This is a genomic window from Methyloterricola oryzae (assembly GCF_000934725.1).
GTDB classification, from domain to species: domain Bacteria; phylum Pseudomonadota; class Gammaproteobacteria; order Methylococcales; family Methylococcaceae; genus Methyloterricola; species Methyloterricola oryzae.
Map to the genome: position 1 here is coordinate 1 of NZ_JYNS01000020.1, position 25,552 is coordinate 25,552.

The window sequence follows — 25,552 nt, forward strand, 5'->3', positions numbered from 1 at the left end:
TAGGCGCTATCGGATGAACAAATACCAACATGTTGTCGCTTGGTAATACTTCACGCGGCCAAACCGATGGTTTCGAAGGTGCGCTGGAGTTCTTCGCGGAGTGCGACATAGTGTCGATCCAAGGGGTGGGGATGCGCCGGCGGTCGTCCGGGTTTGCGGGTGATGCCGGCCAGCAGCGGCTTGATGACCTGTTCGCGGAGCAGCAGGTAGGCACACATTGTCCGCACGCCGGCGGGTTCGGCCTGGTAGCGTCGCGATCCGCGGCTGCGCAGGACCAGCTGCTTGCCACGCAGTTTGGCCAGATCATAGGCGGCGTGGCGGCTGGAATAGGTTTCGACGGGCCAACCGGATCGCTGCCGGACCGTTTCCGCCAATTGCGCCAAGGTAAATCCATCGGGTCGGGTGGCGAGGCCGACCACGGCGTCCACCACGGTACGGTTGCGGGCTTTATTCAGATCGATGCCCGCCAATCGCCGGGTGCCGCGTGTGGTCGGCTCACACCATTGATCAAAGGTACCTTCATCCAGGAAGCTGATATGGGCCACCTGCACGGTATCCAGAAAACGGACCAGCATGCCGCCCATGCGTTCCAGCATCACCGGCAGTTTGTCCAACACCTTGCCACATCGCAAGTCCTTGCTGTTATGGACGACGACTTCCGCCCGCAGAACCCGCTCGCCTTTGTCATAGAGCTTCAGCGTCAGGTGCCCCCAGTGCAGCTTGAAGACCGTCAGGTCGTAGCTCGGGGTCTGGACGGCTTTGACGAGTTTCGGTACGTCGCGTCCCCGCGTTGGTATTCGAAACGGGCGATGCGTGCGGCCGAAGATCGTCTTGAGCTGTTTGACATCCAAGGGCTGGCGGGCGCGATCAATCAGCTTCTGATACACCTCGTCCAGGGTGGCGCCCCGGTGGAACAAGAGGTTGCGGCTCAGTTCCAGTTGAAACACCGAATACTGATAGACAAAGCCGCTGTGTTCCTGCGCTTCCCGGTCCAGGACGAAGCACAGACAGCTGGAGTAGATCCAGCGATCACACACCGCTTTCAGGCTGCCTTGTGCCATGATTTCGTGCAGCGTCTCCGCCAGGCGGTTGACCGCCTCGAAGTCACTGCCCTCGACGAAACAATTACTGGCTTTGCTCACCGTCAGCCGTTGCCGTCGCGCCTGCCGTTCCACCCATTCGTGGCCGTTCAGGATCACCTGCGCGCCAAACGGCGGATAGCCGCACATCCGGATGGTGACATGCCCCCACTCGGCGTCGATCAGATGAAAGTAGTAGTGCTTGACGTAGGGCCAACTCTTGCGGTGATGCAAATCGAGAATCCGGCCGTCGGCCGTGCGCTTCACTTCCCACACGGGCGCCGGCGCGTTGCCCGTGATCACCAGGAACAAGCCCTGAAATCCGGGATCGGTCGGCAGATGCTCCTCTGCCAATTCGTGTTTGCGCTCCCCAGCTTTCGTCTCGACCAGCGGAATCCCATGCTTCTCGCAATAACCCCGAACCCGTCGGGAGAACGTCCCCGCCAGATCGCGCAGATGGGCATCGTCCAGTTCCGAGTCATCCCCACGCCAGCGCCGCCACCAACTGCGCATCCCGCCGCCAGTCTGACCCATCGGGAAGTAGGCATTGACCACCAGGCGATCGACACAGTCGTAACGCCCTTCGATCAGCTCCGCATAGTACCGGGAAAATTCATCAGGTGTGTTCATGCCACAAGGCTAGACCCTTCACAACCGCCCGCTACATCTGTTCGCCCCAAGCGAACCTCAGTTTCCCGGCGAAGTCCGGGAAAATGCATAGTATCTGACGCTCGAAAGTTCAATTCTTGGGAGTATCTCCGAAGCCAGTCTGTGATCGTATGAATGCGACTTCAGGCGAGAGTCAGTTCATCGAGTCGAATCTCCGAAGATTCCGCAAGCGGTCCAGGCGGCTCGCAATCATTGCATAGAACAGCGAAATCCTGATCATCGACACAGTGCCCAATAGGTGGGTCTTCGCCTTCAAGCAGTATCTCCGTCAGCGCATAGCAGACATAGGGGCTGTCACGCTGAACAAGCGTTCCACACCGAGAGCATGGAGTGACCAATCCACTGGCAGTATAGACTGTCGAGAGCTTCAAGATGGCGGCAACTTCCGGCTCGTGAGTCTGCCAGCAGCTATGGGAGCAATAGTGGTGCAGCGATTCACTGGATGAAATAAAGAGCGATCCGGGCGTCTGACTTGCGGGGTCAGACGGCGTCAGTTCTTCAATGCGCCGATCTAGGCTAATAAGTGGCCCCTGGACGAGACCACCGCACACTTCGCAGATGAATGTCAGCTTGCTCATGATGTTGCCCCGTTAGCTGGAAGGTCTGTGGTTGCGGAATGTTCGCCGTTGAAAGCGATCTCGCCAATGCCGGGCGAATCGAGCAGCTCAGCACAATGTCGGATGCCCGGCTGGTGCCATCGTCCACAACTCTCCCATCGATGCCGTTATAACCCACAAGATGGCGGTGGACTTGCTACCATTGAGTTACGTGGCGCGCCTTTGGGAACCATTTTGTATCGTCGCGCAGCCGGATGAAAGGGAAGCCGCACTTGTTCAGAATCGTCATATTGGGGTGTCTCGCCACCCTCACCAGCGCGGTGTTCGCCGCCGCCAACACCCTCCAAGTCAACTACGACGGCTTCACCGTCTGGCTGGACTGCACACGGCACGGTGCGTACATGTTCGCCTACACAGTAGGCTTTGATTCTGGGCATGAACCACGGTTGAACGATTTCGCGCTTGATCCCGGCGTACCGGCAGAGTGTCAGCCAACCTCGTCCAAGACGTTCCATTCTCCGGATGGGGCACCTCGTTTCGATCGTGGGCATCAGGTTCCCGCAAATCACATGGACGGTTCGCCCGTGTCGATCATGGAGACGAACTATATGACGAACGTATTGCCGCAGACATCGACGCTGAACCGCGGTGCTTGGCTGGCCACGGAGGAAATCATCGAGTGCTACCGCGATCTGCAGGATATCCAGGTGTTCGGTGGCGCCATCTGGGGCAATGACACTACCAATGACTATTTTGTCGAATCCCATGGGATCGAGACTCCCGACTACTACTGGAAGGTGATTGTCCGTGCTGACGGCAAGGCCCTCGGCTGGCTATTTCCGAATACCGATCAACCGACACGTAAGCGCCTGGACAAGTATCTGGTGAAAATCTTGAATTTGGAGAAACGCACAGGCGAGCGGTTTCCCGTCACGCCAATGGTCCGCAAGCGCAAACCGCTGGCGTCCTGGCCGTTGCCTGACGACTGCGACAAGGGCTAAGACATGATCATCAAGCCGACCGGCGATGGCAAAAGCGTACTGGCTGAACTGGAAGCGCTCCGACAGTCAGCCGACCGCAAGCGTCGCCGGCAGATCGAGGAGGAAATCCGCATCGTGCGTGCCGGACAGAAGGGCGAAAGCGAGTCGGCCTATTTCATCGACTTCGATTTCGCACAATCCCCCGACATAGCGGTGATCCATGACCTTCGGATCGAGTTCAACGACCGGGTCGCCCAGATCGACCATTTGTTGATCCACAGCAGCCTTGCCTGCTTCGTGCTCGAGACCAAGCACTGCTATTCGGGGGTGAAGATCACGGAGTCCGGCGAGTTCTTGCGCTGGAACCATGACCAGAAGAACTACGAGGGCATGCCTTCACCCCTGGCACAGAATCAGCGCCACGTCGCCGTCTTGGAGGACCTCTTCCGTTCTATTCTGAATCAGGATCCATGGTACTCGGCACGACCAAGCTTCCACCCATTCATCTTGATCTCGCCCCGGGCCCGCATCGACCGTCCCAGCCAGTTCGACACCACCCAGGTCATCAAAGCAGACCTGCTGGGCGCCGCGTTGCGGGAAATCCTGGCACGCCCGGGAGAGACTGATTTCCCTGCCAAGATATTCTCCGAGGAGGAACTGCAGCGATTCGCCAAGATCGTCGCTCGACACCACAAGCCGCTGGTGTTTAACTACGCCCGTAAATTCGGGATGGAATCCAAGAGGGAGCTAAAGGTAGGACACAATCGGCCGTTTGATCCGGTCACTCCCTCGCCGCGTCGAGACAAACCGTGTCGCTCCCGGCGCAGCCCGCTTCTGCCCAGCGTGGTCGGGCTCGCAAGTCTTGGCGCGCTCATACTGTTCTGGCCGCAATACAGTCCGTGGCTGCAGAACTGGATGACCAAGTCTTTCAATACGATCCTCAGCCCGCAGCACGTACCCGTGCGTCAAACACCGAAGTCACAGTCCGCCGGCACCAAAGCCATGGATGAGCATGCCATCACGATCGGCGATCAAAATGGCAATCCGGTACCCGTAATCCAAGGCAACTTGTCCAAGATTCGTCAGGAAATGCAGCGTTCGGGACTCGGCACTGGGCAATTGTCACAGGAGACCGCGCCGGAGAATCAGGCAATGGAAGGCTGCGACCCCAAACCCGTGATGAGCGACGCGGAAATCCAAGCCTGCCGGCGGGCTAGGCCCGGTCGGTAGTGTCCTGCGCCAGGTAACGGTCGGACTTATTAGGAGGCTCTCTCTCGTTCTGGGCTCCTGGGTGTATGCGCCGCGGTGCCTGCCCGGCTGACACCGCTCGCAAGAACCAACTCTGGGCATAAACGTACTCCCGGTCGGCCTGAGGGTCATGTATTCGCTCAGTGCCCGTTAAGGTCATGGACGCCTCATCCACGGCAACCAATGTGGTATCCCAAAGGGCTGGAAAGTCGTGGAGGGATTGTCGGGTTCGCGGATCGAACAACTCGGCGACCCGGATATGACGGTTCAGTGCATGGTCGCGCTGCTCGCCCAGTCGCAGAATGGCGCGGACAGGTGGGATCATGCAGGAGCGAAAGCGAGGGAGCAACCAACCCTGCTCCCTCATGCGCCAGACGTCGAACATCATGATTCGACTGTCCCAGAGATCGGCAGAATGGTGGGTTTATGCAGCAGTGAGCACCTCACCGCATCGCACCACAGGCCGAGCGCCGGCGCAGGTAGGTGGGGATGTCGTAGTTCACCCCGTTCTGCCAGGCAGGCCGATACGGCAGCACCGGGCGCGGTGCAAATCCGGTTTTCCAGCCGGAACGAAAGGCGAACTTGGCGGCCACAAGGCCCTGAATCAGTCGGTTCAACATGGTCGGTCTCCGTCTTGGGTGATGGACGGGACCAGTCTACGGAAGGCAGTCGCTCACCCGGTGAGCCACTAAAGATTATTTTTGATACAGGGCCGCCAGCCGCTGCGCTGTCTCCTGGACCTGCTGGCGCAGTGCCTCGGGCTCCAGCACTTCGACCTGATCCCCGTTGCGCAAGATGTCCATGAGCAGTTCTTGGGGCTGGGTATAGGGCAACGTCAGGCAATAGCGGCCTTGCTCATCCCACTGCCCTTGCTGCTGGGGATGCCAGTGCTCGGCTTGGACCCACCGCGAACGCTCGGGGGTGAAGCGCAGCAGCGCCCAGTGCACCTGGGTGCCGGAGAAGATGCCATAGCCCCCCGCGAGTTCTGCATCCAGTTCCGACTCATCCACCTCGATGGCTTGGGTCGGCAGGACCGTGACCTGCTCCAGGGCATCCACGGCGAAACTGCGGAGGCCTTCGCGTAGATGACACCAGGCGTCCAGGTACCAGTTGTCCCGGTAGTGCACCAAGCGCTGCGGGGAGATTTCCCGGACTGTGGTTTCATTGTTTGAGCGGTTGTAATGAGTGACTGTGAGCCGCTTGCGCTGCAGCAAGGCCTGGGCGACCTGCGGAAACAGGCGCGAGTCACAGCGGCGCCGTGCCGCAGGCAAAACCCGGACACGCTGTTCCACTGCTGCCGGTGTGTGGTCTCCTGACGCCAAAAGCGTGTTCAAGCGGGTCAACAACGGTTGGATGTGGGCATCCAGCAGTCCTGGCTGGATCTGCGCCAGTAACTGGCGCATGGTCAGCAGGGCATGGATTTCCGAGGCGTTGAACCAAAGACCGGGCAGTTCGTGCGCGGGCAGTGTTGTTCCTTCCGTCTGTCCCTGAAAGCGATAGGCTCGCGCCTGCCGGTCCCAGACGATGGGCGCGCCCAGTCGGTCGCGCAGATACTCCAGATCCCGCTTGAAGGTGGCGATGGAGACATTCAGTGCTTCGAGAAAGCGTGCGACCGGAACCACGCGATGTTCGTGCAGCAACTGTTCGATGCGGTAAAAGCGCTCGGTCCGGTCCATGGTCGGTTGAGGTTCAGCGTTACGTGATCAGTCACGGTCCTTCGACGTGGCTGTGATCAAGGCTACTTGTCACCGGTTGCTACTTCGGTTCTGCTCGTCCCGCGTTTGCGGCTTGCACTGGCTGGCCTGGGATCGGGTCGGGCAGTGAATTCATCGGCGGGCAGGGGCAGCAGCAGTTCCCCGGCCTCCTGGGGCGTGGCATGCAGCCACTCGGTGCGCAGTGCCTGTGGAACGATGACCAGGGAGCGCTTTTCGTCCCCTGGCGCATGGAAGCGTCCCATCACCGGATGGCCGTCGGCATTGATGGTGAGCATGGAGAAGCTGGTAAGCCCGACGCCGTCAGGAGTGCGCCAATAGTCCCAAATGGCGGCCACGGTAAACACGCCCTGGTCCTGGCGCTCAATGCGCCAGCGAATGGCCTTGCCGGTGGCATAGTCCGGCTCGAAGAAGCCCTGCATGGGTACCAGCGCATACCGGCGTTTCTTCCAGGGATCGCGGTAGCTGGGTTTGACCGCCACCGTTTCGGAACGGGCGTTATAAGTGTGCCGTGAAATCTTGGTGTCTTTCGACCAGAACGGTACCAGGCCGAACTGGGCTTCTCGCAATTCCATGGCCTCGGTGTCCGGCGCCACGATGACAATGGGCGCCCGATACGACACATAGGTTTCCCGCGGATAGTCGAAGGTCGGCTCGGGCAGATTCAACGCGGAACGGAAATCCGGCCGGGAGGCGGGAATGAAGTTGGTGCACATACGTGACTCCTGGACTTTCACGGTGGGCCCTGAGGATTCCGTCGCTGCTGTAGGATCGGCAACAGGAAATATCAGCGCCCCAGAATGCCTGATTCTCGCGCAAGCCGAGTCGATGCACCACGGCGAAAACCAGAAGGGTTTTGGATTCAGCCGGCGTTCATCTCGGCGGTGATAGAAAGGAGGCGTGGAACCTGAGTTCCCGCCTTCATTCACCACGAGACACGACCTGGTTAACAGGCGTGCAACCACCATGAATACCTCAGCCCGCTCGAAGTGGCTGGTCTGTTTGCTCGCGATGCTCCTGCTGCTGTCCGGCTGTGCCGTCTATCCCCGTTACGGCGGATACGGTTACGGCCATGGCTGGGGACATGCTTACGGCCGGCCCTATGATGGGTATGGCAACGGCTATGGCCACCGCGGCGGTTGGGGTGGCTACGGTCATCACCACCATCACCACGACGATGATTGAGCGAAGTCGCAGGAAAAAAGGCGCGGCCAGCGGAGCGCTGTCTTGGGATCGTAGGCCAGCCGCGCAAGCAAGTGACAGGGAAGGAGGAGGTGACCCTGCCACATAAACAGTCTAGATCCCTTTGCCCGCTCGGACCGACCCCAAAACGGATACGTTGTATCACGGGTCCGAGCGGGGTCTCAGCGCTACTGGCTTCGCCCAGATGGCGAAACCTGCAATTTGGACCCGACTCAGCCTGGCCAATCGAACGCGTCTACATCGAAGGTCACGGGGCGGTTCGCATCAGGGCTCTTGAGAACCCTCCCCCCAGAACCAACCCAATGTCGTGACCGGGATCAGCCCGGCGAATTCACCGGAAATTCTGTCCCATTGCCTTCAACTGGCCAGGGTGCCTTCAGGTCTCCGTGCTTTGCGTGGGGGTGTGGATTTGCACTGGAGACGGTTATAAGGCTAGTGGCTTCAAGCGGAACCATCGGTGATGCAGTTCACAGCGCGGGTCCGCAGAATTCCCGGTTCGACCTGGAGCGCTTGTCTACCCTGAACAGCCCCTTCGTCCGATGTCATCGGGCAAAGCGTGAATACTTCACAAGTCTGGCGGTGAATAGGATACGGAATCCCAGTTACCCATCGGCGAGACTATACCCAACCCCGATGCGATCCTGATGAATTCGGTCAGCGCGTCGCCTCGGGAACAAGATATCGAATCACAAACACCGGAAGGAGAGATTCATGGAAACTCGTCATGGCCGTTTCGCTATAGCCTCGCTTGTCGTTGCTTTCGTCATGCTAGCCCCGTTGGGAGCCGCCCAGGCACAAGGGAAATCCGGAGCCCACATCGCTGCTCAGGACACAAAGATGCCCACGACCAAGAATCTCTCCGCACGCGGGAGCATCGCGATGGTGCCAGGATCGGTGCCGCTGATCCGGAATCTGTCGGCCAGGGGCAGTCTCGCCCAGGTGATGCCTGCTCCGAAAGACGAGCCGAAGGCAAACCTCGATACGGCACCTGCAGTGGCCGGCCTATAGGATCGAGGCCCATTTATTCGGGCGTTACCCGCCCGCTTCGTTGTCCGGCTCAGCCGTCCTCGAAAGCCTAACCCACTACTCTTCGTCCAGGGATGGACGGCCCTCACGACTGTTAGAGTACCCCTTGCTGTCAGCCAGCTCAAAGATCACCTGATGGCAGGTTCCAGCCAATTCCTGCCCTTGGCGCCACCGTCAGGGTGGCCAGTGGAGCGACTGTTCCGCTCCGGTAGCTGTCGCTCGCGCGCCCTCCTTGATCGTCATGTCGGTCGGTCGATACGTTTAACTTAAATGGCAGCTTCTGACCCAAGAGTTGCCAAAACAATTAGATCAGACACTCATGCTTACCTCTTTTTTGGCTTTGTCTTACGCCGTCCTTCTTGATAACTGACATTGTATCCTCCATGTCTTAAAGAGATAGCCACGTAATTGGGGGCGAACTTGAGAGAGACGAAGCCTTTTCGGGTACTGTGCCTGGACGGAGGTGGTATGCGCGGCGCGTACCAGGCGGCGTACCTAGCCACCTACGGAGAGCGGGTTCAAAACAGCCAGAAGCTTGAGCAACCAATCGACGTTGGGACTGCGTTTGACCTGATCGTCGGCACCAGCACGGGCGGGATAGTCGCGTGCGGCTTGGTAGCCGGTGTGCCGCTGCTCGACATCCAGAACCTCTACTCCGAGGCCGGCAGCAAGATCTTCCCGATGCAGTGGGCAAGGCCGCTACCGGTGGTTGGCATGCTGGTGAAGGGGCTCGGCGTAGGTCTACGCAAGGGAGATGCGGCGCTTCGAAGCACGCTTGAAAGCACCCTGGGCGACAAGACGGTCAAGTCGGTGTACGACGAGCGCGGAATTGCGCTGGCCGTGCCGACGCTGGACATCAATCGCCATGCGGCCGTGGTCTTCAAGACGCAGCACCTCAAGCGACTGAACGGACGGGACAACGGCCGATCCCTGGTCGACATCTGCATGGCCACCAGTGCAGCTCCGATCCTGCGGTCGATGGCTAGGCTAGACGAGCCTGGCGGCCAGGGCGCCAAGGCAACCTATGTGGATGGCGGACTCTGGGCCAACAACCCCGGCCTCATCGGCATGATGGAGGCGATCGAGATCTTGAACGACCGCTGTGAACAGCGCCCGATCCACTTGTTCATGCTCGGCACCTTGCCGTCGCAAGGGGGCGAAGAGGTCAGCAACAGTTCTCTCCATCGCGGAGCTAGTGGATGGGGCTTCGGGCTTCGCGCCATCGCAGCCAGCCTGAACGCCCAGGCCGTTGGGTACGACTACCTCACATCCAAGATGGCTGAGATGCGGGGCGACGGAAGCTTCGCGTTTCGCCTGCCTGCGCAGTGCCCATCGAACGAACTGCGCGACTACCTGAAAAACATGGATGACGCGCGCCAAAAGGTGCTCAATGCGCTCGCACGTCAGGCCATCTCCGATGTCGACTTCGCGTGGGCATCGCGCGCGAAGGAACTGGAAGCCTTCCGTTCCGCCCTGGCCGAAGCCAGGCTTCAAACCACCGCCCAAGCAACGAGGGAGACAAATGGCTGATATCGACTGCCACAGCGAGATGAGGGGATTCCACCGGGACCAGGTCACGCTCTCGAACAAGCAGCAGGGCGAGATGCGTACGCGGCGTGACGCCGGGCGCACTCGCTTGGAGAACGGTCTGAATGAGGCCAAAAAACCTCAGCCTAAGGAAGTTCAATCGCAGGGGTCGTACCAGATGCGCACAATGGTCCAGGACGATGACAACGACTACGACATCGACGACGGGGCATACTTCGCTTCGGATGACCTCAAGGATGACGCTGGCGTCGCGCTGACACCGCTGGCTGCTCGCCAGCGCGTTTGCGATGCCCTAGTGTGGGACGGTCGACTCAAGCAGGAGGCCACCGTGAAGCGCAACTGCGTTCGGCAGGTCTACGCCGCGGGCTACCACATCGACATCCCGGTTTACCGCATCGTCACCACCAAAGATGAGAACGACGAGCCGGTGGAGCATTACGAACTGGCAAGCGGTGATGACTGGACGCGTTCCGACGCCCGGGCCGTGACCCGCTGGTTCAACGGCTTGGTGGGTGAACTGAACGCCGGCGAATCGGACGGTAGCCAGATGCGGCGCATCACCAAGTTGACCAAGAAGTTTGCGCGCCGCGCGGGCTGGAAGAACAAGACGACCAGCGGGATCTGCATCACCAAACTTGTTGTCGACCACTTCCATTACAGCGCGGATCGGGACGACAAGGCGTTGCGCGAAACGTGGAACGCCATCGAAAAGAAGCTCCAGAAATCCACCGAAATCGACCACCCGGTGCTCGACACCAAGCTCGCGCCGACTGGCGACGATGCCGTCACGTTCTTCCACGATTGCTTGAGCAGTGCGCTCAAGACGCTCGAGGTGCTGGACAACTCAGATTGCACGCGCAAGCAGGTGCGCGAAGCGTGGGATGAGGTATTCGACACTGACTTCTTCAGTAGGCAACCAGACAACAACGGCGATGACGGTGGTGGCAAAGGTTCCGCCATGAAGGTCACGTCGGTTGAGACAGCTCGGCGCAATGATGGTGGCGGGAGGTTCGGCTGAGGACCGACGCAGAGCGCGACCAGATCGCAGGTGAGATCGAAGCCGGCCTCGAGCGATACCGCCCGGGGCAGTGGCAGCGGTTGGGCATGGACCAACTGAACAAGACCCACAAAGGTTTAGTGGCGGGTTGGCGGGTGGACATCCCCGCTGGATCGCTCGAACTGCAAGAGGTCGACCACCTTGTGTTGGCGATCGACGTCGCGTTTCCGAACTCGCAGCCTCGGGTCTTCGCGCCCGCGGCGGGCAGCGACTACAGTTGGCCGCACGTAGAACAGGCCGGTTTGTTGTGCTTGCGGTCCAGCAAGAGCGCCGCACCGATCGCGGATCGGGTTGTGACGCACCTAAACGATGCAGAGGAACTGCTCAACTTTCCTGAGACGAAGCGATGCCAAGAGTTCGAGAGGGAGTTCGCAGCTTATTGGGCGCATCGGGCTACGAACAGTTCCGACCAAGCTCGAGTGTGGAGCCTTGTCACGCCCGGCGGGGTGACACGCGAAGTGGCGTACTTCTTTGACGCGCGGTCCAATCGCCACGTGATAGCCGACGACAAGGAGGCGCTCAAGCGCTGGCTTCGCAACACAGGCGCCAATCCTGGTGACAAGCAGATCTACCCGACGTGGCTTTTCCGTCTGTCGCATCCGTGGACGCCGCGCGAGTTTCCGGAAACTGGCGACGAGATCACCAAGTTGCTGCCGCCGGACATGGTCCGCAAGTGCCTGGAGCCTGGGTTGCAGTCACCGTTCCTGTTCGAGGTCGACACCAAGACCGGCACCGCATTCGCAGCGGTGGTGCTACAAGCCGCTGAGCGTCGTGAAGTGATGCGAGGGTTTCGGAACATCTCGAAGGTGCCGCCGGAACGCATCGTCAACTCCTATGCAAAGCGGCCTGTCAAACGTTGCAAGGTCGCACGTGTCGACGGAGCATGGGTTCATGGTCGAGATCACGCTACGAGCTATGCGTCGGTTAAGAACCGCAAGGTGGCCGTCATCGGCTGCGGCGCGATTGGTGCGGCTTTGGCGTGTCTACTCGCACAAGCCGGCGTCGGCGAACAGATCCTCGTCGACGCCGACAGTCTGACCACGGCCAACGTTTCTCGGCATCCGCTGGGCATGTTCCACGTCGGCTTCAACAAGGCATCCAGGCTGCAAGAACACCTGCGGCGTGAGTTTCCCCACCTGACGTTTGACCATGCATATCAGCGCCGCTTCGAGTGGCTCGCCCCCAAGGAACTCGATCAGTTAGCCAGCGCCGATCTGATCATCTCGGCTGGCATCGACTTCGATGGCGAAGCGGCTCTGGACCATTGGCGGCGGGGCCTGACGCGCCCGCCAGCACACCTCAGCACGTGGGCCGAGGCTTACGCAGCCGCCGGTCATGCGGTCTTGCTCTACGGCAACGCGTCAATCATGGCGGGTTTCGACGGTGAAGAACGACCAAGTTTTCGTTTGACGGATTGGCCCGATGAAGCCGGGGCACTTATCATCGAGGCCGGATGCGGCAACACCTTTCAGCCGCATGGCGTGATCGATTTGCATCCTACTGTCGGCATGGCAGCCGGGTTGGCGCTCGACATGCTGCTGGCCAAGGTGCCAGCCTCGTGTCGTCGTGTGTGGATGGGTGACCCTGCCGTCGTTGAAGCCAATGGAGGCATCCTGCGGGATACCTTCACCGACCGGCTGATGATGCGCGAGTTTGTCTGGCCATGATCTGTTCGTTGGCAAAGTCGATGCCGAGGTATTCGGTCCTTGGTCACCTCGACGATGTCCATCAGGCGCTGTTGATCACCCGACCGGCATTGCAGCATTTGGGTCGGCACCGCCAGTCGACACCCTGGGCTACTGAAGCCGGTGGCCAGTTGTTTGGCACGATCAACGCGGCGCAAGTTTGTGTGATCGAAGCGTCCGGCCCTTACGCTGGCGACGAGCGATCCAGATACCGCTATCGCTCCAACCCGGCAGCTGCCCAGCGCGCCATCGATGACCGCCACGGTAAGGGGTTGCTGTACCTGGGTGAATGGCACACCCACGCAGAAGACCACCCGAGCGCCTCGGACCTGGATGACGACGCCATGGACCGCTTGATCTCCAGTTCGCAGCTGAATAGCGATTCGCTGCTGATGATGATCGTCGGGCGTGCACGTGGCGCTGCCGGTTTGGCAGTGTGGTGTGTCTCCGGCAAGAATATGCGCCAATGGAGTCTCAGCGAGAGTTCAGAATCCATTCTTGTAAGCAAGTAAGAGCCGCAACATGACCCCAGGAGGTTGCTCATGGCATGCAATGTCATCGTTCACCTACGGCTATACGGCAGTTAACCGGCAAATTGCGGCCTGTTTTTTTGCCAGAGTTCCAAAGTCTGCTTTGGCCGAGGATATGGCGACCCCGGATGAGAATCGAACGTCAGCTGCCTGGGTAAAACAGCCATTTCGCACCGGGATGGCCGCTGACGTCTGCATTGCTGTCGTCCCTGACCTCAACTTCGGCGCCGACCCATCGGCCAAACTTGCCATCCGACCCTCGATCTCAGTTCCACTCCAGCAACCGCTTTGTGGAATGCCGCTCGACGGAGGCCGCACACCAGCATCGGCCGTTACTACTTCATCTTCATCCAGCCCCAGTATTCACTATCACCGATTGAAGTTGTCGATACATACGTGGCTATACTTGGAACAGTTCGTAGCCGCTTTGGACGGAAATAAGTGCCTCGCCATAAATACGCTTGTGACAAATGCGACTTCGTAACCGTACGAAGTTTATGAGGTAAACGGTCAAAGAACTTTATGCGAGCCATTTACCAGAACCAGATTTGGTGGAGCGGATTCATTACAAGGGCATTAACCTCTGAATATAATAGATGGATATCAAACTCTTAAAAAAAACGGGTGTCCCACCGGCTGAAGTCACGGCTCACAAACAGATTCAGAATGAACTAAGTAGCACTCCATTCAGTAATGGGTGGCGAGGTTATGCATCTTTCTCTATCGCCCGTAGAGGGAGCGGTGCTGGTGATGATGACTTTGATTTGGTACTGGTTACACATACAAATATTGTGGTAATCGAACTTAAGAACTGGTACTGCAAGCTTGTCGAGTCAGACGGTCAAACGTGGTATCGCAACGATGGGAAGAATGACACCTCACCCGTCCTAAAGGCCAATCTGAACGCAAAAAAACTTGCGAGTCTGATGAAACAGAAGCTTGGGGCGGAGCGTACTCCTTTCATCATGGCTTATGTGGTGATGCACGGGGCTGTTGATGAAATGAGGTTGACCGACGACGAGAAGCGCTCGGTGCTGGATATGTCGGAGTTCCTCACGTGGCGATTCCATGATTGTTACAAGAATTACTTCAAGGGAAAACCGAAGTTCAATCCATTAATCTGCCTTAAGGATTACGATGAATTCTTCGAAGGCCAAGTCTTTAAGCCAAAGGAGTACTTCATAGACGGGTTCCGGCCGGAAACGAATGCGATATTCGAGCACCCGAAGAAGCTATACAGTGAGTTCAAGGCATATGCAAAAGACGACCCAACAACACTGGCGCTGCTGCGACAATGGGACTTTTCAGCATTGGGACTTGAACTTATCGGTGAGAAGGACCGTTCCTTCATTGGTCTGCGGGAGCAGCGAGTATTCGAATACGTGGCTGACCGCAATGATGAACTATCACTCAGCCTCCTCCGTCCGGTCACCAGAAAAGGACCATATGATGTAACCCTTGATTTCTCAGAGCTATTCTTCCTACCTAAAAACGTCACCCGACTCGCAGAGTTCACCCACAGCGCGCTTCCGAAGCTCTCCTCAGAGGACCGAATAACTCTGGTAAAAGCATTACTTAGTAGGTTTGCAGATTTGCACGACCTCCGCGTCGCCCATCGGGATGTCGGAGATCACAGCTTATGGATCGACCGCCCAAAGGTGATGATATCTGGTTTCCCGTCGGCCTATTACCCAGAGCTGAAAACTGTTGGCTCTTTCCGCGACAAGGTCAAGGTCGAACAATCGTCACTCCCGGAAGATGGAACAGATAACAAAGGGGTAACCCCCTATCGTCGCGACGTATTTATGCTGGGTGTATTGGCGTACCTGATACTCTTCGGCGAAAAGCCACCAAAAGTATCTGGCATTTATGAATGGGCACCCCGTGCAGATGATCCTTATGACGGTGCAGCCGACAAACTCCTTGAGCGAGCGCTAAGCCGCGATGCTGCCTCACGGTTTCAAGATGCCAGAGAGATGCTTGAGGCGCTGAATGCCGTCATAGGTAAAAGAGATCCTGACATTATCGATATTGCCACTTTTGAGGCATTCAAGGCGACAACAAAAGAACGTGATTACGACGAAACAGAAAAGTTCGTCGATACGGAGGAGCATTCCTGTTTTCGCTCCGATGAGAACGACACATCGAGGCTCGTCAAGGTCTGGTACGGTGTCGAGCCGGATAACAAAAGGCCAGATTGGACGCTTCGATTGTTGTCGTTCTTAGAACGTGCCAGAACGATCAAGGGTTGTGGCATTCCCGGTCTTCCTAAGGTAGTCGACTTCGGTCTTTCGAGACGCAGTCTTCTGGTCGTTCTAGATTGGGTCGAAGGCCTAACGTTGTCAGTGTGGTTGGCTCGTAATCCCTCATTCGAGCAACGCATAGGCCTCGCGCAGTCTCTGACGGATACCCTTCAGCGATTACACGCTATCGAACTTCCGCACGGCGACATACACCCGCAGAACATCGTTGTTAAGGCTGATGGCTCAGCTGTCCTCATTGACGCGCTCGACTTCCGTGTAAACGCAGACGACCTTTACACCACTGCATATCTTCCAGATAACTATAAATCCCTCACCGCGTTTGAACGGGACAGATTCAGCCTAGCTGCTGTGCTAACGGAAGTTGTCGGTTCGACTCGTGAGAAACCTGAACAAGGCGGATACCCGATTCCACGTGTGTACGAGGAGCTTGCCAATCTACTGTCAACGCAGACTCTCTCGACACTTGACCCATTGGCTAAATCCTTGAAGACTGAGGGCGAGACGGAGGGAAAAGATATTCCTGAGTTCACTGTGGTAGTCAAGAATTTGGCCTACTACGGGGTTCCCGCCTGCCAGCTGCGTAACGACAACGGTGTGTTCCATGTCTCCGCTCAGCAAGACAGAAAGGCCGCGTGGGCAATGCGCTTCTGGATCACGGGCATTGGTCGCCAAATATCGTTTGTATGGAAGCTGACTGAGGAAGCGGCTGAGTCCCTCAAGGTATCAAGCGTGCCGCAAAGTCAGCTCCTGCGGTCGCAAGTGATGCGCGATGCAGCGATCCGAATGCGAGTAAACATCGTTGATGGCTCGGCTGTAGATGTCAATGACCTAGCTCTATTCCTTCTCCAAGACGAACGGATCAAGCGAAAACTACCGGTCGAAGCCACAGAAGGCGACCCGGTGCAAACGATGCCAGACGAAGAACTGGTTGAAGCTTATTCACTAGACGACGAAGCCGAAACGGTTACATGTGAACCAAAAGTCCGAGTTCCGGAACTCTGGCAGGCGTTGCTCGACGCAGAAGAGGAGGCGTTCGTCACCGTGACAGTCGCTGGCGATGTTCGGAATAGCCCATATCGCAATGGCCAAGTATTGGTCCCGTATCATGCAGACCTTGGCGTCATTGACTATGAGATATCCGACACAGTTGTCGTCCAGAGCCAGACCCCGGAGGGAGTTTGGAAAGACTGCGGTCACTTGAACCTCAGAGATACAACCTTTGGACAACTAGCCGAGCTAGCTATCCACCCAAATCTGAGGGCTAACTTTCGAATCGGCAATAAGTTACGTTTCGTCAGTACCCGTGAGAAGGGCTCATTCACACGGCGCCGGTTTGCTGCGGAGCGGATTCTTGAGGACAAGGCAGTCATTCCTAATCTTATCAAGTACTTCGAGCGAGACGAGGCTGCTCGGTTGCTTCCAATTACTTACTCGATGCCTACGGACGCAGAGCTTGATATCTATTCCGAAGGTGATAAAAAGCTTAATCCAAGCCAGAAGGAAGCATTCCGGCGCGTCCTTGGGAATGGCCCTATCAGCTTGTTACAGGGGCCACCTGGAACAGGGAAAACTTCATTTATCGCCGCCCTTGTCCATTATCTGATGACAAAGGACCATGCCCGGCGAATTCTGCTAGTCAGCCAGGCACACGAAGCGGTAAACAACGCACTCGAAAAGAGTCTAGAGTTATGCCGAAGCAAGGGTATTGACTTCAATGCGGTCCGGTTGGGTGCCGAGTCGGCCGCCTCTGATGCCATTCGACACCTGCATGCTTCGTCCATTGAGCAGAGCTACAGAGAGCGCTTCAAAGCCGAGCAAAAGGAACGAATCGTCGAGTTAGCTTCAATACTTGGCCTTCCCAAAGGCCTAGCGTCGGAGTTTGTCGATCTCCATCTGAGACTTGGAATGCTCAGCGAAAAGATTAGCAAGCTCCAAGAACGTACTGGAACGGAAGACGACCGAACAGTCGCATCACTTGATGCCCGTGTCCGAGCTTTGTCCGAAACCTTTTTCGATATCGCGCGTGATGTGTACGATTTTTCCGAGGAGGTGCCTCCCGGTGAGGTGGTCGAAGCAATCCAGCAGCGGCTAGTCGAGCAGTATGAGGTTCGGTCGAAGGACGCGATTCAACGGCTTCGCAAATTGCTACGTTTATCTGAAGAGTGGTTGGGCGCTCTTGGTTCACCGGACGCGAACTTTGCTGAATTTCTGGGGAAATCACGCACGGTGGTTGCAGGGACGCTCGTTGGCATCGGCTACCGTGGAGCGGGCGTGGTTCAGAATATCTTTGACTGGGTCATCATTGACGAGGCAGGTCGAGCAGCACCAAGCGAATTGGCCGTTGCGATGCAGGCAGGGCATCGTATCCTCCTGGTGGGAGATCATCTTCAACTCCCGCCGACATTCGCGGAAGAGGTCAAGAAATCCATTAAACAACGATTTTCCGTTGGCAATGAATCACCACTGTTTGGCAGCGACTTCGAGCGCATTTTCGGTTCGGACTATGGCATAAAGGTTGGCACGACACTACTTAGTCAATACCGTATGGCCCCTGACATCGGTGAAGTGGTCTCGGATTGCTTTTACGGAGGAAGACTCGAAACCGGTCGAGGCGGTCCGCCCGAGTACTATGACCTCCTTCCTGAGCATTTATCAAAACAGGTTCATTGGCTTGATACCTCGTCGCTCGGTGACCGTGGCCTAGAACAGAGTTCCGAGGACGACAAGAACAAATGGAATCAGGCGGAAGCACGAGTTGTCATGGAACTGCTGCGACAGATTGTCGAATCTGAGGAATTTATGATCTTTCTGGAGGAAGACCTCCTGCCCCAAGAACTGCCTATCGGTATCATCTGCATGTACGAAAAGCAGCGTGAACTCATCGATCAGATGAAAGCTGAGGCAACCTGGTTGGGTAATGCACGGCGACTCGTGAAGGTCGATACGGTTGACAGCTATCAGGGCAAAGAGAACCGAATCGTCATTCTCTCGACTGTTCGCAATAACCGGCGCTTGCTTCCGGGTTTCCTGAAAAGTCCAAATCGCATCAATGTCGCCCTGTCTCGAGCAATGGAGCGCTTATTTATCGTTGGCGCTGCCAAGATGTGGAGGGGCCGGAACTCGGCCCTACCACTTGGCACTGTACTCACAAAAATTGATGCGATGGCCTCTCAGGGGCGTGCCAGTATCCAGCCGGCAGATCAATTTCTAGGGAATTAGATGAACATTTCATTCGACTTCAACCAAGTCACATTTGGACTTCCGGTCGAGACTTTCCATGTGGAAGCATACATCGCTCTGGAAGAGCGGCTGCCGGTTGTCACCGAGTTTGTTCTTCGGCTCTTGAGGATATGTGGCCAGGTTCCCTTGCCCGCATTCAGGGACTATTTCGGTTTTTCCGATGGCGAAGCTCTAGCAGTTATTGAGTCTCTGTCTCGCCAGGGGCTCTTAGATGTCTTCGACGACGAAATTCAACTCAGCAGATATGCAATTGAGCGATTTGAGGAGGCTGGAGGCGAGCTTCCACGATTCAGCAAAGTGGAGCTTAAAAAAGATACGGTCACTTTTGACCTCATTTCCTTTACACCCCTTCGGTCGAGTAGTGCTGAGATTCCATCTGACAACATCTTAAAGCTGGATACTGCTGATGATGTCCTTGGCCAAAGTGTTGAGCACGCACGAACTGCTTACCGGCAGCGCTATCCGGAGATTGCATCAATGCGGGAGGATTTCCGGGAGAAGTCTTTTGGAGTCTACTCCGTGGAGGATGTTGAGAGTAAACGGCGCAACTACGTCCCGGTACCAGTTGCATTTGCGTTAAACCAGGAAGGTCAAGTCGAGAGAAGAATCGACGAAGCTTTTGAGCGCGTGGCGCCTCCTGAGTTGGTGCACTTCGTCAATGAACAGGTAACCTTGTCAATTCCACGAACGTTGTCGGTCGTACTGCCTGGACTGGAGGAATTTATCGACACTTTCGATCTTAAGCTGATGCAGCAGTACCTCACAGGTAAAAAGTTCGATCTGCACACTTATCTTAAGGAAGTACACATCATGCGCTCTACGAAGTACCCGCGGGGGATGGATGCGGTGTTCGGAAACCTTTATCTTCAGGAAAATCGTGAGCGCATCATAGCCCGTATCAAAGACAGACGCGAAGGCCGGCGACGGCACGGAAAGCTTCTCACATCAATGGCATGGTTGGCACCAGACTATCCGCTATGGGGGCGTGGAGGTGCATTCGCCGGGGCGGTTAGTGCGTTTTCCAGCGAGCTTCAAAGTGAGAAGTCTTCCGACTCCCTGTATCTGTTCGCGTGTGCTGAACAAGACCAGGAAAATTCGGCAACACAGCAGTTTCGTGTTCCGCAACTTCGTGAGCTCCACTATTTTCGACCACTGTTAGCTGGTGGCTTCCTGCAATCGGGCCGCCTTGAGCTTCTACTGTACCCCACAGCATTCATGATTGCGCTTTATCATCTTCCAATAGCAGGAAGCAATGGCCTTTGGGTACCTGTCGGATTTATGTCGACCCTGCCCAAACATTTGGATACGGCACAGAAACTGTTGCGTAAGACAATAGGTGGACAGCGTTATGGCAAGCGGGCGCAATTCAATCTACGAGAAAAGAGAGAGCAACCTCGGTCTTTCGAAGAAGCATGCCCGTTTTTACAATACTGTGGGCTGAACACTCCAAGAAATTTGGACGACAACATCGAGGGAGAAGATTCAACCTAGGCCGAACTTTTCAGTGCGCACGGATACCAATCGGAGCAGTCTCAAACACGGGGTTCTTCATGTGCCGAAGTCAAAGTGACCTCCTGGAACCGTGCCCAAGAGTGCCAATGTGTCGTTGGTGCTGGATGACCGTTTGGCACTGCTGAACGGGCATCGGATGGGGTAGGCGGGTTTCCGCTACGTGCCCAAAGCTGTCGCCTGGCTCACCCAAGACTCAATGACGGCTGCCGCAACGTAATCGGACGTTCTTCGTAGAGCGCTCGTTTCTTTTGAGTCCAAGTCAGTTGGATTGCGTCCGATCGCCTTGCACGCTCAATTCAAACTGTTCATCTCCGGGCGTAGGCGTTGGCAGACGCGGAATGAACAGCCGGTACAAAACCGGAACCAGCACCAAAGTCATGATCGTGGCACTGAACAGCCCCCAAACAATGACGGTGGCCAGCGGGCGCTGCACGTCCGAACCCAGTCCAGTGGCCAGGGACGCGGGCACCAGGCCGAGAATGGCGACAAGCGAGGCGATCAGAATCGGTCGCAGACAGCGCACAGCACCCTGTCGGATGGCTTCATCCAGGGGCATGCCGGCAATACGCAGATCGGTGATGGTACGTACGATCAGGACACCGTTCATGATCGACACGCCGAACACGGCGGCGAAGCCCACCCCCGAGGACACGTTGATGTTCATGCCGCGCAAGTACAAAGCGATGGCGCCGCCGACGAAGGCGAAGGGGATTGCCAGCAGCAGGATCAGGGCCGCGCGTTGGGAGGCGAACATGCCCAGCAGCAGGACGAAGATGACCGCAATGGTGGCCGGGACCAGCAGCTTGAAATGGTCGCCGGCGCGCTTCAGGTTCTCGAACATGCCGAGCCAAGTGGCGCGATAGCCGGGCGAAACCTGAATGTCCTGGTCGAACAAGCGCTGGGCGTCGGCCACGAAGCCGCCCTGATCGCGGCCGACGATGTCGCTGCGCACCGTGAGACGGCGTCGGCCGTCGCCGCGGGCGATCATGGTCTGGCCGTCGACGATGTCGATACGGGCGACCTGAGCCAGGGGAATCGGCACGCCTTCGGCGTTGTAGACTGGCAACCGGCCCAGAGCCTGAGGCGAACCCAGATGCTCCGGAGCGAAACGGGTGACGATGTCGAAGCGGCGTTCCCCCTCGAACAGAGTGCCGATGGGTGCCCCGCCGATGGCCGTGTCGATGAGGCGAGTCACGTCCTCGATGCGGACGTTGTAGCGAGCACACAGGGAACGGTCTGGCAGGATGATCAGCTGCGGCTGCGGTCCTTCCTGCTCGATGTTCACGTCCACCGCGCCGGGCACCTTTTTTAGCAGCGTTTCCGCTTGGCGGGCAAGCTTCAGCAGCACATCGGAATCGGCGCCGGAGAATTCGATGGCCATGTTCGCCGAGGTGCCGTTGGTATCCTCGGTCACGCTGTCGATAATGGGCTGGGTGAAGTTGAACCGGGTCGTCGGAAACTCTTCCCGGAACCGCGCACCCAGGGCTTTCACCAACGCCTGCTTGCGATGGAACTGAGTCCAACTGTCGCGGGGCTTGGGCCCCACCATCATCTCGATGCGGCTGGGCGGATAGGGGTCGGTGCCGCTGTCGTTGCGGCCGGTCTGCACCGCGATAAAATCGATATCGGGAAATTCGAGGGCGACCTCGCGCAGGCACCGGCCGAAGTGGGAGGTCTGCTGCAGGGATGTGCCCTCCGGAAAATTGGCCCGCACCCAGATCACTCCTTCATCCATGTAGGGCAAGAACTCGGTCCCCATGCGCGGCGCAGACATCACCCAGCACGAGTTGTTCAGCTACCGGACACTGGAAGACCGGATTCCGCAGGACCATCCCTTGCGCAACCTGCGCGCAGTGGTGGATATCCTGCTGAAAACGATGGATGGGGAGTTGGCTGCGCTGTACGCCAAGACCGGGCGCGTGTCGATTCCGCCGGAACGGCTGCTGCGGGCCAGCCTGATCCAGGTACTGTTCTCGATCCGTTCCGAGCGGCAGTTGGTCCAGCAGATCGATTACAACCTGCTCTATCGCTGGTTTGTCGGGCTGACCTTGGATGGCGAGGTGTGGGATCACTCGACCTTCAGTGCCAACCGCGAGCGCTTGCTGAACGAGCGGATCACCCGGTCCTTCTTTGAACGGGTGCTGGCCTTGGCGGAGTGGCAACAGTTGCTGTCCGACGAGCACTTTTCGGTGGACGGCACCTTGATCGAGGCGCGGGCATCCATGAAGCGCTTCGAGAAGAAGGATGGGACGAGCCCGCCGCCAACTGATGGGGGACGCAACCCGAGTGTCGATTTCAAAGGCGAGACGCGCGGCAACGACACCCATGCCTCCACCACGGACCCGGATGCGCGCCTGTACAAGAAGAGCGCGGGTGACAAGTCCCGGCTGTGTTATCTGGGGCACGCCCTGATGGAGAACCGTCACGGACTGGTGGTGGATGCCGAAGCCACGGTGGCGAGTGGCACGGCGGAGCGGGAGGCGGCCAAGCGGATGATCGCGCGAACGGTGAGCAAGTCGGGAGCGACGGTGGGCGCGGACAAGGGTTATGACGTCGCGGAATTCGTGGCGGCCCTGCGGTTGCAGGGGGTGACGCCGCATGTGGCGCAGAAAGCCAAGGGCTCGGCGATCGATGGCCGCACCACGGGGCATCCTGGCTACAGAACCAGTCTGAAGATTCGCAAGCGCGTGGAGGAAGTGTTTGGTTGGTCGAAGACCGTGGGCGGTTTGCGCAAGACTCGCTTCCGCGGCCTGCCCAAGGTGAAGGCGCAGACGATTTTCACCTTCGCCGCCTATAAACTGACGCGGATGGGCAGCCTGTTCGGCTGGCGCTGGTCGACCGCCTAGGCGGAGATCTGCCCATCATCCGCCGGATGGGCGGACAAAACCCCGAAAGAAGGGGTATAAACCGGCGAAAACCAGAAATTCAGGGTCCAAAGGGGCTCTGGAGCTCAAAATCGAACTCACGGAATGGTCCAAAGCCGAAGGCATCGTTTCGAAGTTCAACGTCCTGCTAAGTCATTCAAGTCAAGCCTGTTAACGGCAGCGGTGGCTGCGTCGAAATTGTTGGTCTGTTCTAAATTTTTACCACTTTTTTACCGCACTCCCCTCAATTCTTACGACATTTTTCCCCCGACCCGATTTAGAGTGATACCTGTCGGAGCGAATTTTCGCTCGTATCGGCGCTGCCAAATATATGCAGCCGCCTGTCCAAAGCATTCATTCGTGTGATTCATTCAAAGAGGCATAACAATGGATCTCGGGTATCTCGTCCTGATGGTTTTGTTTTTTTCGATCACAGCCGCGCTTGTCTATGGCTGTGAGAAGTTGAGGGAAAAGCCATGAGCTGGATTTATGTCCTCAGTACTGTGATTGCGCTGGGTATTTTTGTTTACCTGGTTATCGCGCTATTTTATCCGGAGAAATTCTGATGACCGGTAACAGCTTGTTGCAGATTGCCATCTACGTCATCACCTTGCTAATGCTGGCCAAACCGCTGGGCGGTTACATGGCGCGCGTCTATCAGGGCGAGTCGGTCGTGAACCGATGGCTGGCCCCCGTCGAAGGGCTGATTTATCGCTTGAGCGGCGTCAACCCTAGGCAGGAGATGCGCTGGACGCACTATGCCATCGCGCTGCTCTTGTTCAATTTGGTGGGTGCCTTGATGGTTTATATGCTGCAGCGTTTTCAAGGTGCGTTGCCGCTCAATCCCCAGGCACTGCCAGGTGTGACTCCGGATTCGTCGTTCAACACCGCAACCAGCTTCGCGACCAACACCAATTGGCAGGGGTATGGCGGCGAAACCACGATGAGTTATCTGACCCAGATGCTCGGCCTGACGGTGCAGAACTTCGTTTCGGCGGCGACCGGCATGGCCGTCCTGGTGGCATTGATCCGGGGTTTCGTACGCCGCAATGCAGATAGCATCGGTAATTTCTGGGTGGATCTGACTCGCAGTACGTTGCACATTCTCCTGCCCCTGTCAGTGATCCTAGCCATCGTCCTGGTCAGCCAGGGCGTGGTGCAGACGTTCGGCGCTTATCAGACGGTCTCTCTGAATGAGTCCGTGACCTATGAGCAACCCAAGCTGGGCGACGATGGCCAGCCATTGAAGGATGAGAGCGGCGCCTTGATCACCGAGAAGGTGGTTGCGAAAGAGCAGACGATCGCCGTCGGACCGGCGGCCTCCCAGATCGCCATCAAGCAGTTGGGCACCAATGGCGGCGGTTTTTTCAACGTGAACTCGGCGCATCCGCTGGAGAACCCGACGCCGCTGTCGAACTTTCTTGAGATGCTGTCGATTCTCCTGATTCCGGCGGCCCTCTGCTACACGTTCGGCAGGATGGTGGGCGATACCCGTCAGGGCTGGGCGATCCTGGCTGCCATGACCCTTGTTTTCGTAACCCTGGTTTTCATCGCCGTGCCTCTGGAGCAGGAGGGCAACCCGGCCCTGCAGGCCTTGAGCGTCGATCAGGCCGCCTCGAGCCAGCAGGCTGGCGGCAACATGGAAGGCAAGGAGGCCCGCTTCGGCATCGTCAACTCGGCGCTGTGGGCGGTTGCCACCACTGCCGCCTCCAACGGGTCGGTCAACGCCATGCACGACTCCTTCACGCCCATCGGCGGCATGATTCCCATGTGGCTCATGCAGTTGGGCGAAGTGATTTACGGCGGCGTGGGTTCCGGCCTGTACGGCATGATCGTGTTTGCGCTGGTGGCGGTGTTCGTGGCAGGCCTGATGATCGGACGGACGCCGGAATACCTGGGCAAGAAGATCGAAGCGTTTGAAATGAAGATGTCGGCCATCGCCATCCTCATCCCGCCGTTGATCGTGCTGGTGGGCACCGCACTCGCCGTGATGGTGGATGCCGGTAAGGCATCGGTCTTCAACCCGGGCGCCCATGGTTTCAGCGAAGTGCTTTACGCGTTCTCGTCGGCCGGCAACAACAATGGCAGCGCCTTCGCGGGACTATCGGCGAACACACCTTTCTACAACACGGCGCTCGGTTTCGCCATGTTGTTCTCCCGCTTCTGGCTGGCCGTGCCGGTGCTGGCGATCGCGGGTTCTTTGGCGTCCAAAAAGGTGATTCCAGCAGGACCCGGCACCCTGCCGACCCATACGCCCCTGTTCGTCGTGCTACTCATCGGGACGGTGATCATCGTGGGCGCACTCGCGTTCTTCCCGGTGTTGGCCCTGGGTCCCGTGGCCGAACAGGTCCAGATGATCGCGGCGCAATCGATTTAAG

General features: G+C 57.6%; 20 protein-coding genes. 13 read left to right on the plus strand and 7 right to left on the minus strand.

What is annotated here, in order from left to right:
- Positions 1 to 50: 50 nt before the first annotated feature.
- On the minus strand, positions 51 to 1,709 hold the full coding sequence (locus tag EK23_RS18480; RefSeq protein WP_045226886.1) for a hypothetical protein: 1,659 nt from the start codon (positions 1,707 to 1,709) through the stop codon (positions 51 to 53).
- A gap of 161 nt (positions 1,710 to 1,870) precedes the next feature.
- Complete coding sequence (locus tag EK23_RS23440; RefSeq protein WP_145998731.1) at positions 1,871 to 2,326, minus strand: hypothetical protein; 456 nt, start codon at positions 2,324 to 2,326, stop codon at positions 1,871 to 1,873.
- A gap of 251 nt (positions 2,327 to 2,577) precedes the next feature.
- On the opposite strand from EK23_RS23440, the gene EK23_RS18485 reads away from it, so the two are divergent.
- Positions 2,578 to 3,306, plus strand: coding sequence for a DNA/RNA non-specific endonuclease (locus EK23_RS18485; RefSeq protein WP_158002544.1), 729 nt, complete (start codon positions 2,578 to 2,580; stop codon positions 3,304 to 3,306).
- A gap of 3 nt (positions 3,307 to 3,309) precedes the next feature.
- Positions 3,310 to 4,515, plus strand: a complete 1,206-nt coding sequence (locus tag EK23_RS22095) for a nuclease-related domain-containing protein (protein WP_052808339.1) — start codon at positions 3,310 to 3,312, stop codon at positions 4,513 to 4,515.
- On the opposite strand, the gene EK23_RS18495 is transcribed toward EK23_RS22095, so the two are convergent.
- The 4 genes from EK23_RS18495 to EK23_RS18505 form a co-directional block, all read right to left on the minus strand.
- Entirely contained in the window at positions 4,499 to 4,921 is a 423-nt protein-coding gene (locus tag EK23_RS18495; RefSeq protein ID WP_045226888.1) for a hypothetical protein, read from the minus strand. The genes EK23_RS22095 and EK23_RS18495 overlap by 17 nt on opposite strands.
- A 55-nt stretch (positions 4,922 to 4,976) precedes the next feature.
- Positions 4,977 to 5,153, minus strand: a complete 177-nt coding sequence (locus tag EK23_RS23720; RefSeq protein WP_158002545.1) for a hypothetical protein — start codon at positions 5,151 to 5,153, stop codon at positions 4,977 to 4,979.
- 75 nt (positions 5,154 to 5,228) lie between these two features.
- Positions 5,229 to 6,209, minus strand: coding sequence for a helix-turn-helix transcriptional regulator (locus EK23_RS18500; RefSeq protein ID WP_045226889.1), 981 nt, complete (start codon positions 6,207 to 6,209; stop codon positions 5,229 to 5,231).
- A gap of 62 nt (positions 6,210 to 6,271) precedes the next feature.
- Complete coding sequence (locus EK23_RS18505; RefSeq protein ID WP_082054334.1) at positions 6,272 to 6,961, minus strand: SOS response-associated peptidase; 690 nt, start codon at positions 6,959 to 6,961, stop codon at positions 6,272 to 6,274.
- A gap of 250 nt (positions 6,962 to 7,211) precedes the next feature.
- Between EK23_RS18505 and EK23_RS24005 the strand changes: the two genes are divergently transcribed.
- From EK23_RS24005 to EK23_RS18545, 8 genes are all read left to right on the plus strand, one after another.
- Positions 7,212 to 7,430, plus strand: coding sequence for a hypothetical protein (locus EK23_RS24005; protein WP_045226890.1), 219 nt, complete (start codon positions 7,212 to 7,214; stop codon positions 7,428 to 7,430).
- A 729-nt stretch (positions 7,431 to 8,159) separates the two neighbouring features.
- Positions 8,160 to 8,456 carry a hypothetical protein gene (locus tag EK23_RS18515; protein WP_045226891.1) on the plus strand — a complete coding sequence of 99 codons (297 nt, stop codon included), beginning with the start codon at positions 8,160 to 8,162 and terminating at the stop codon, positions 8,454 to 8,456.
- A 438-nt stretch (positions 8,457 to 8,894) separates the two neighbouring features.
- On the plus strand, positions 8,895 to 10,004 hold the full coding sequence (locus tag EK23_RS18520; protein WP_268748195.1) for a patatin-like phospholipase family protein: 1,110 nt from the start codon (positions 8,895 to 8,897) through the stop codon (positions 10,002 to 10,004).
- The gene (locus EK23_RS18525) at positions 9,997 to 11,040 is read left to right on the plus strand and encodes a cyclic GMP-AMP synthase DncV-like nucleotidyltransferase (protein ID WP_052808342.1); all 1,044 of its coding nucleotides are present in this window, start codon (positions 9,997 to 9,999) and stop codon (positions 11,038 to 11,040) included. Before EK23_RS18520 ends, EK23_RS18525 begins: the two co-directional genes overlap by 8 nt.
- A gap of 86 nt (positions 11,041 to 11,126) precedes the next feature.
- The gene (locus tag EK23_RS22100; RefSeq protein ID WP_052808343.1) at positions 11,127 to 12,746 is read left to right on the plus strand and encodes a ThiF family adenylyltransferase; all 1,620 of its coding nucleotides are present in this window, start codon (positions 11,127 to 11,129) and stop codon (positions 12,744 to 12,746) included.
- The gene (locus EK23_RS18535) at positions 12,743 to 13,276 is read left to right on the plus strand and encodes a Mov34/MPN/PAD-1 family protein (RefSeq protein ID WP_045226892.1); all 534 of its coding nucleotides are present in this window, start codon (positions 12,743 to 12,745) and stop codon (positions 13,274 to 13,276) included. Before EK23_RS22100 ends, EK23_RS18535 begins: the two co-directional genes overlap by 4 nt.
- A 614-nt stretch (positions 13,277 to 13,890) precedes the next feature.
- Positions 13,891 to 18,777 (plus strand): AAA domain-containing protein, encoded by a 4,887-nt coding sequence (locus tag EK23_RS18540; RefSeq protein WP_082054335.1) that lies wholly within the window; start codon positions 13,891 to 13,893, stop codon positions 18,775 to 18,777.
- Positions 18,778 to 20,289, plus strand: coding sequence for a hypothetical protein (locus tag EK23_RS18545; protein WP_045226894.1), 1,512 nt, complete (start codon positions 18,778 to 18,780; stop codon positions 20,287 to 20,289).
- A gap of 280 nt (positions 20,290 to 20,569) precedes the next feature.
- Here EK23_RS18545 and EK23_RS18550 read toward each other — a convergent pair whose 3' ends face one another.
- Positions 20,570 to 22,069, minus strand: a complete 1,500-nt coding sequence (locus tag EK23_RS18550; protein WP_235282201.1) for an efflux RND transporter permease subunit — start codon at positions 22,067 to 22,069, stop codon at positions 20,570 to 20,572.
- Here EK23_RS18550 and EK23_RS18555 point away from each other — a divergent pair.
- The 3 genes from EK23_RS18555 (at position 22,068) to kdpA (ending at position 25,551) form a co-directional block, all read left to right on the plus strand.
- Positions 22,068 to 23,156 (plus strand): IS5 family transposase, encoded by a 1,089-nt coding sequence (locus EK23_RS18555; protein WP_045226928.1) that lies wholly within the window; start codon positions 22,068 to 22,070, stop codon positions 23,154 to 23,156. The genes EK23_RS18550 and EK23_RS18555 overlap by 2 nt on opposite strands.
- A 494-nt stretch (positions 23,157 to 23,650) precedes the next feature.
- The gene (kdpF, locus tag EK23_RS24765) at positions 23,651 to 23,740 is read left to right on the plus strand and encodes a K(+)-transporting ATPase subunit F (protein WP_045226895.1); all 90 of its coding nucleotides are present in this window, start codon (positions 23,651 to 23,653) and stop codon (positions 23,738 to 23,740) included.
- Complete coding sequence (gene kdpA / locus EK23_RS18565; protein ID WP_045226896.1) at positions 23,740 to 25,551, plus strand: potassium-transporting ATPase subunit KdpA; 1,812 nt, start codon at positions 23,740 to 23,742, stop codon at positions 25,549 to 25,551. Before kdpF ends, kdpA begins: the two co-directional genes overlap by 1 nt.
- Position 25,552 lies beyond the last annotated feature (1 nt).

Bases quoted from the DNA above. Each gene is read 5' to 3' on its own strand.
- EK23_RS22100 (WP_052808343.1), top strand. From the start codon at position 11,127: ATGGACCAACTGAACAAGACCCACAAAGGTTTAGTGGCGGGTTGGCGG.
- kdpF (WP_045226895.1), top strand. From the start codon at position 23,651: ATGAGCTGGATTTATGTCCTCAGTACTGTGATTGCGCTGGGTATTTTT.
- EK23_RS18480 (WP_045226886.1), bottom strand. From the start codon at position 1,709: ATGAACACACCTGATGAATTTTCCCGGTACTATGCGGAGCTGATCGAA.
- EK23_RS18545 (WP_045226894.1), top strand. From the start codon at position 18,778: ATGAACATTTCATTCGACTTCAACCAAGTCACATTTGGACTTCCGGTC.
- EK23_RS18500 (WP_045226889.1), bottom strand. From the start codon at position 6,209: ATGGACCGGACCGAGCGCTTTTACCGCATCGAACAGTTGCTGCACGAA.
- EK23_RS22095 (WP_052808339.1), top strand. From the start codon at position 3,310: ATGATCATCAAGCCGACCGGCGATGGCAAAAGCGTACTGGCTGAACTG.
- EK23_RS18550 (WP_235282201.1), bottom strand. From the start codon at position 22,069: ATGGGGACCGAGTTCTTGCCCTACATGGATGAAGGAGTGATCTGGGTG.
- EK23_RS23440 (WP_145998731.1), bottom strand. From the start codon at position 2,326: ATGAGCAAGCTGACATTCATCTGCGAAGTGTGCGGTGGTCTCGTCCAG.
- EK23_RS18495 (WP_045226888.1), bottom strand. From the start codon at position 4,921: ATGATGTTCGACGTCTGGCGCATGAGGGAGCAGGGTTGGTTGCTCCCT.
- EK23_RS18535 (WP_045226892.1), top strand. From the start codon at position 12,743: ATGATCTGTTCGTTGGCAAAGTCGATGCCGAGGTATTCGGTCCTTGGT.
- EK23_RS18540 (WP_082054335.1), top strand. From the start codon at position 13,891: ATGGATATCAAACTCTTAAAAAAAACGGGTGTCCCACCGGCTGAAGTC.
- EK23_RS24005 (WP_045226890.1), top strand. From the start codon at position 7,212: ATGAATACCTCAGCCCGCTCGAAGTGGCTGGTCTGTTTGCTCGCGATG.
- EK23_RS18525 (WP_052808342.1), top strand. From the start codon at position 9,997: ATGGCTGATATCGACTGCCACAGCGAGATGAGGGGATTCCACCGGGAC.
- kdpA (WP_045226896.1), top strand. From the start codon at position 23,740: ATGACCGGTAACAGCTTGTTGCAGATTGCCATCTACGTCATCACCTTG.
- EK23_RS23720 (WP_158002545.1), bottom strand. From the start codon at position 5,153: ATGTTGAACCGACTGATTCAGGGCCTTGTGGCCGCCAAGTTCGCCTTT.
- EK23_RS18515 (WP_045226891.1), top strand. From the start codon at position 8,160: ATGGAAACTCGTCATGGCCGTTTCGCTATAGCCTCGCTTGTCGTTGCT.
- EK23_RS18555 (WP_045226928.1), top strand. From the start codon at position 22,068: ATGCGCGGCGCAGACATCACCCAGCACGAGTTGTTCAGCTACCGGACA.
- EK23_RS18505 (WP_082054334.1), bottom strand. From the start codon at position 6,961: ATGTGCACCAACTTCATTCCCGCCTCCCGGCCGGATTTCCGTTCCGCG.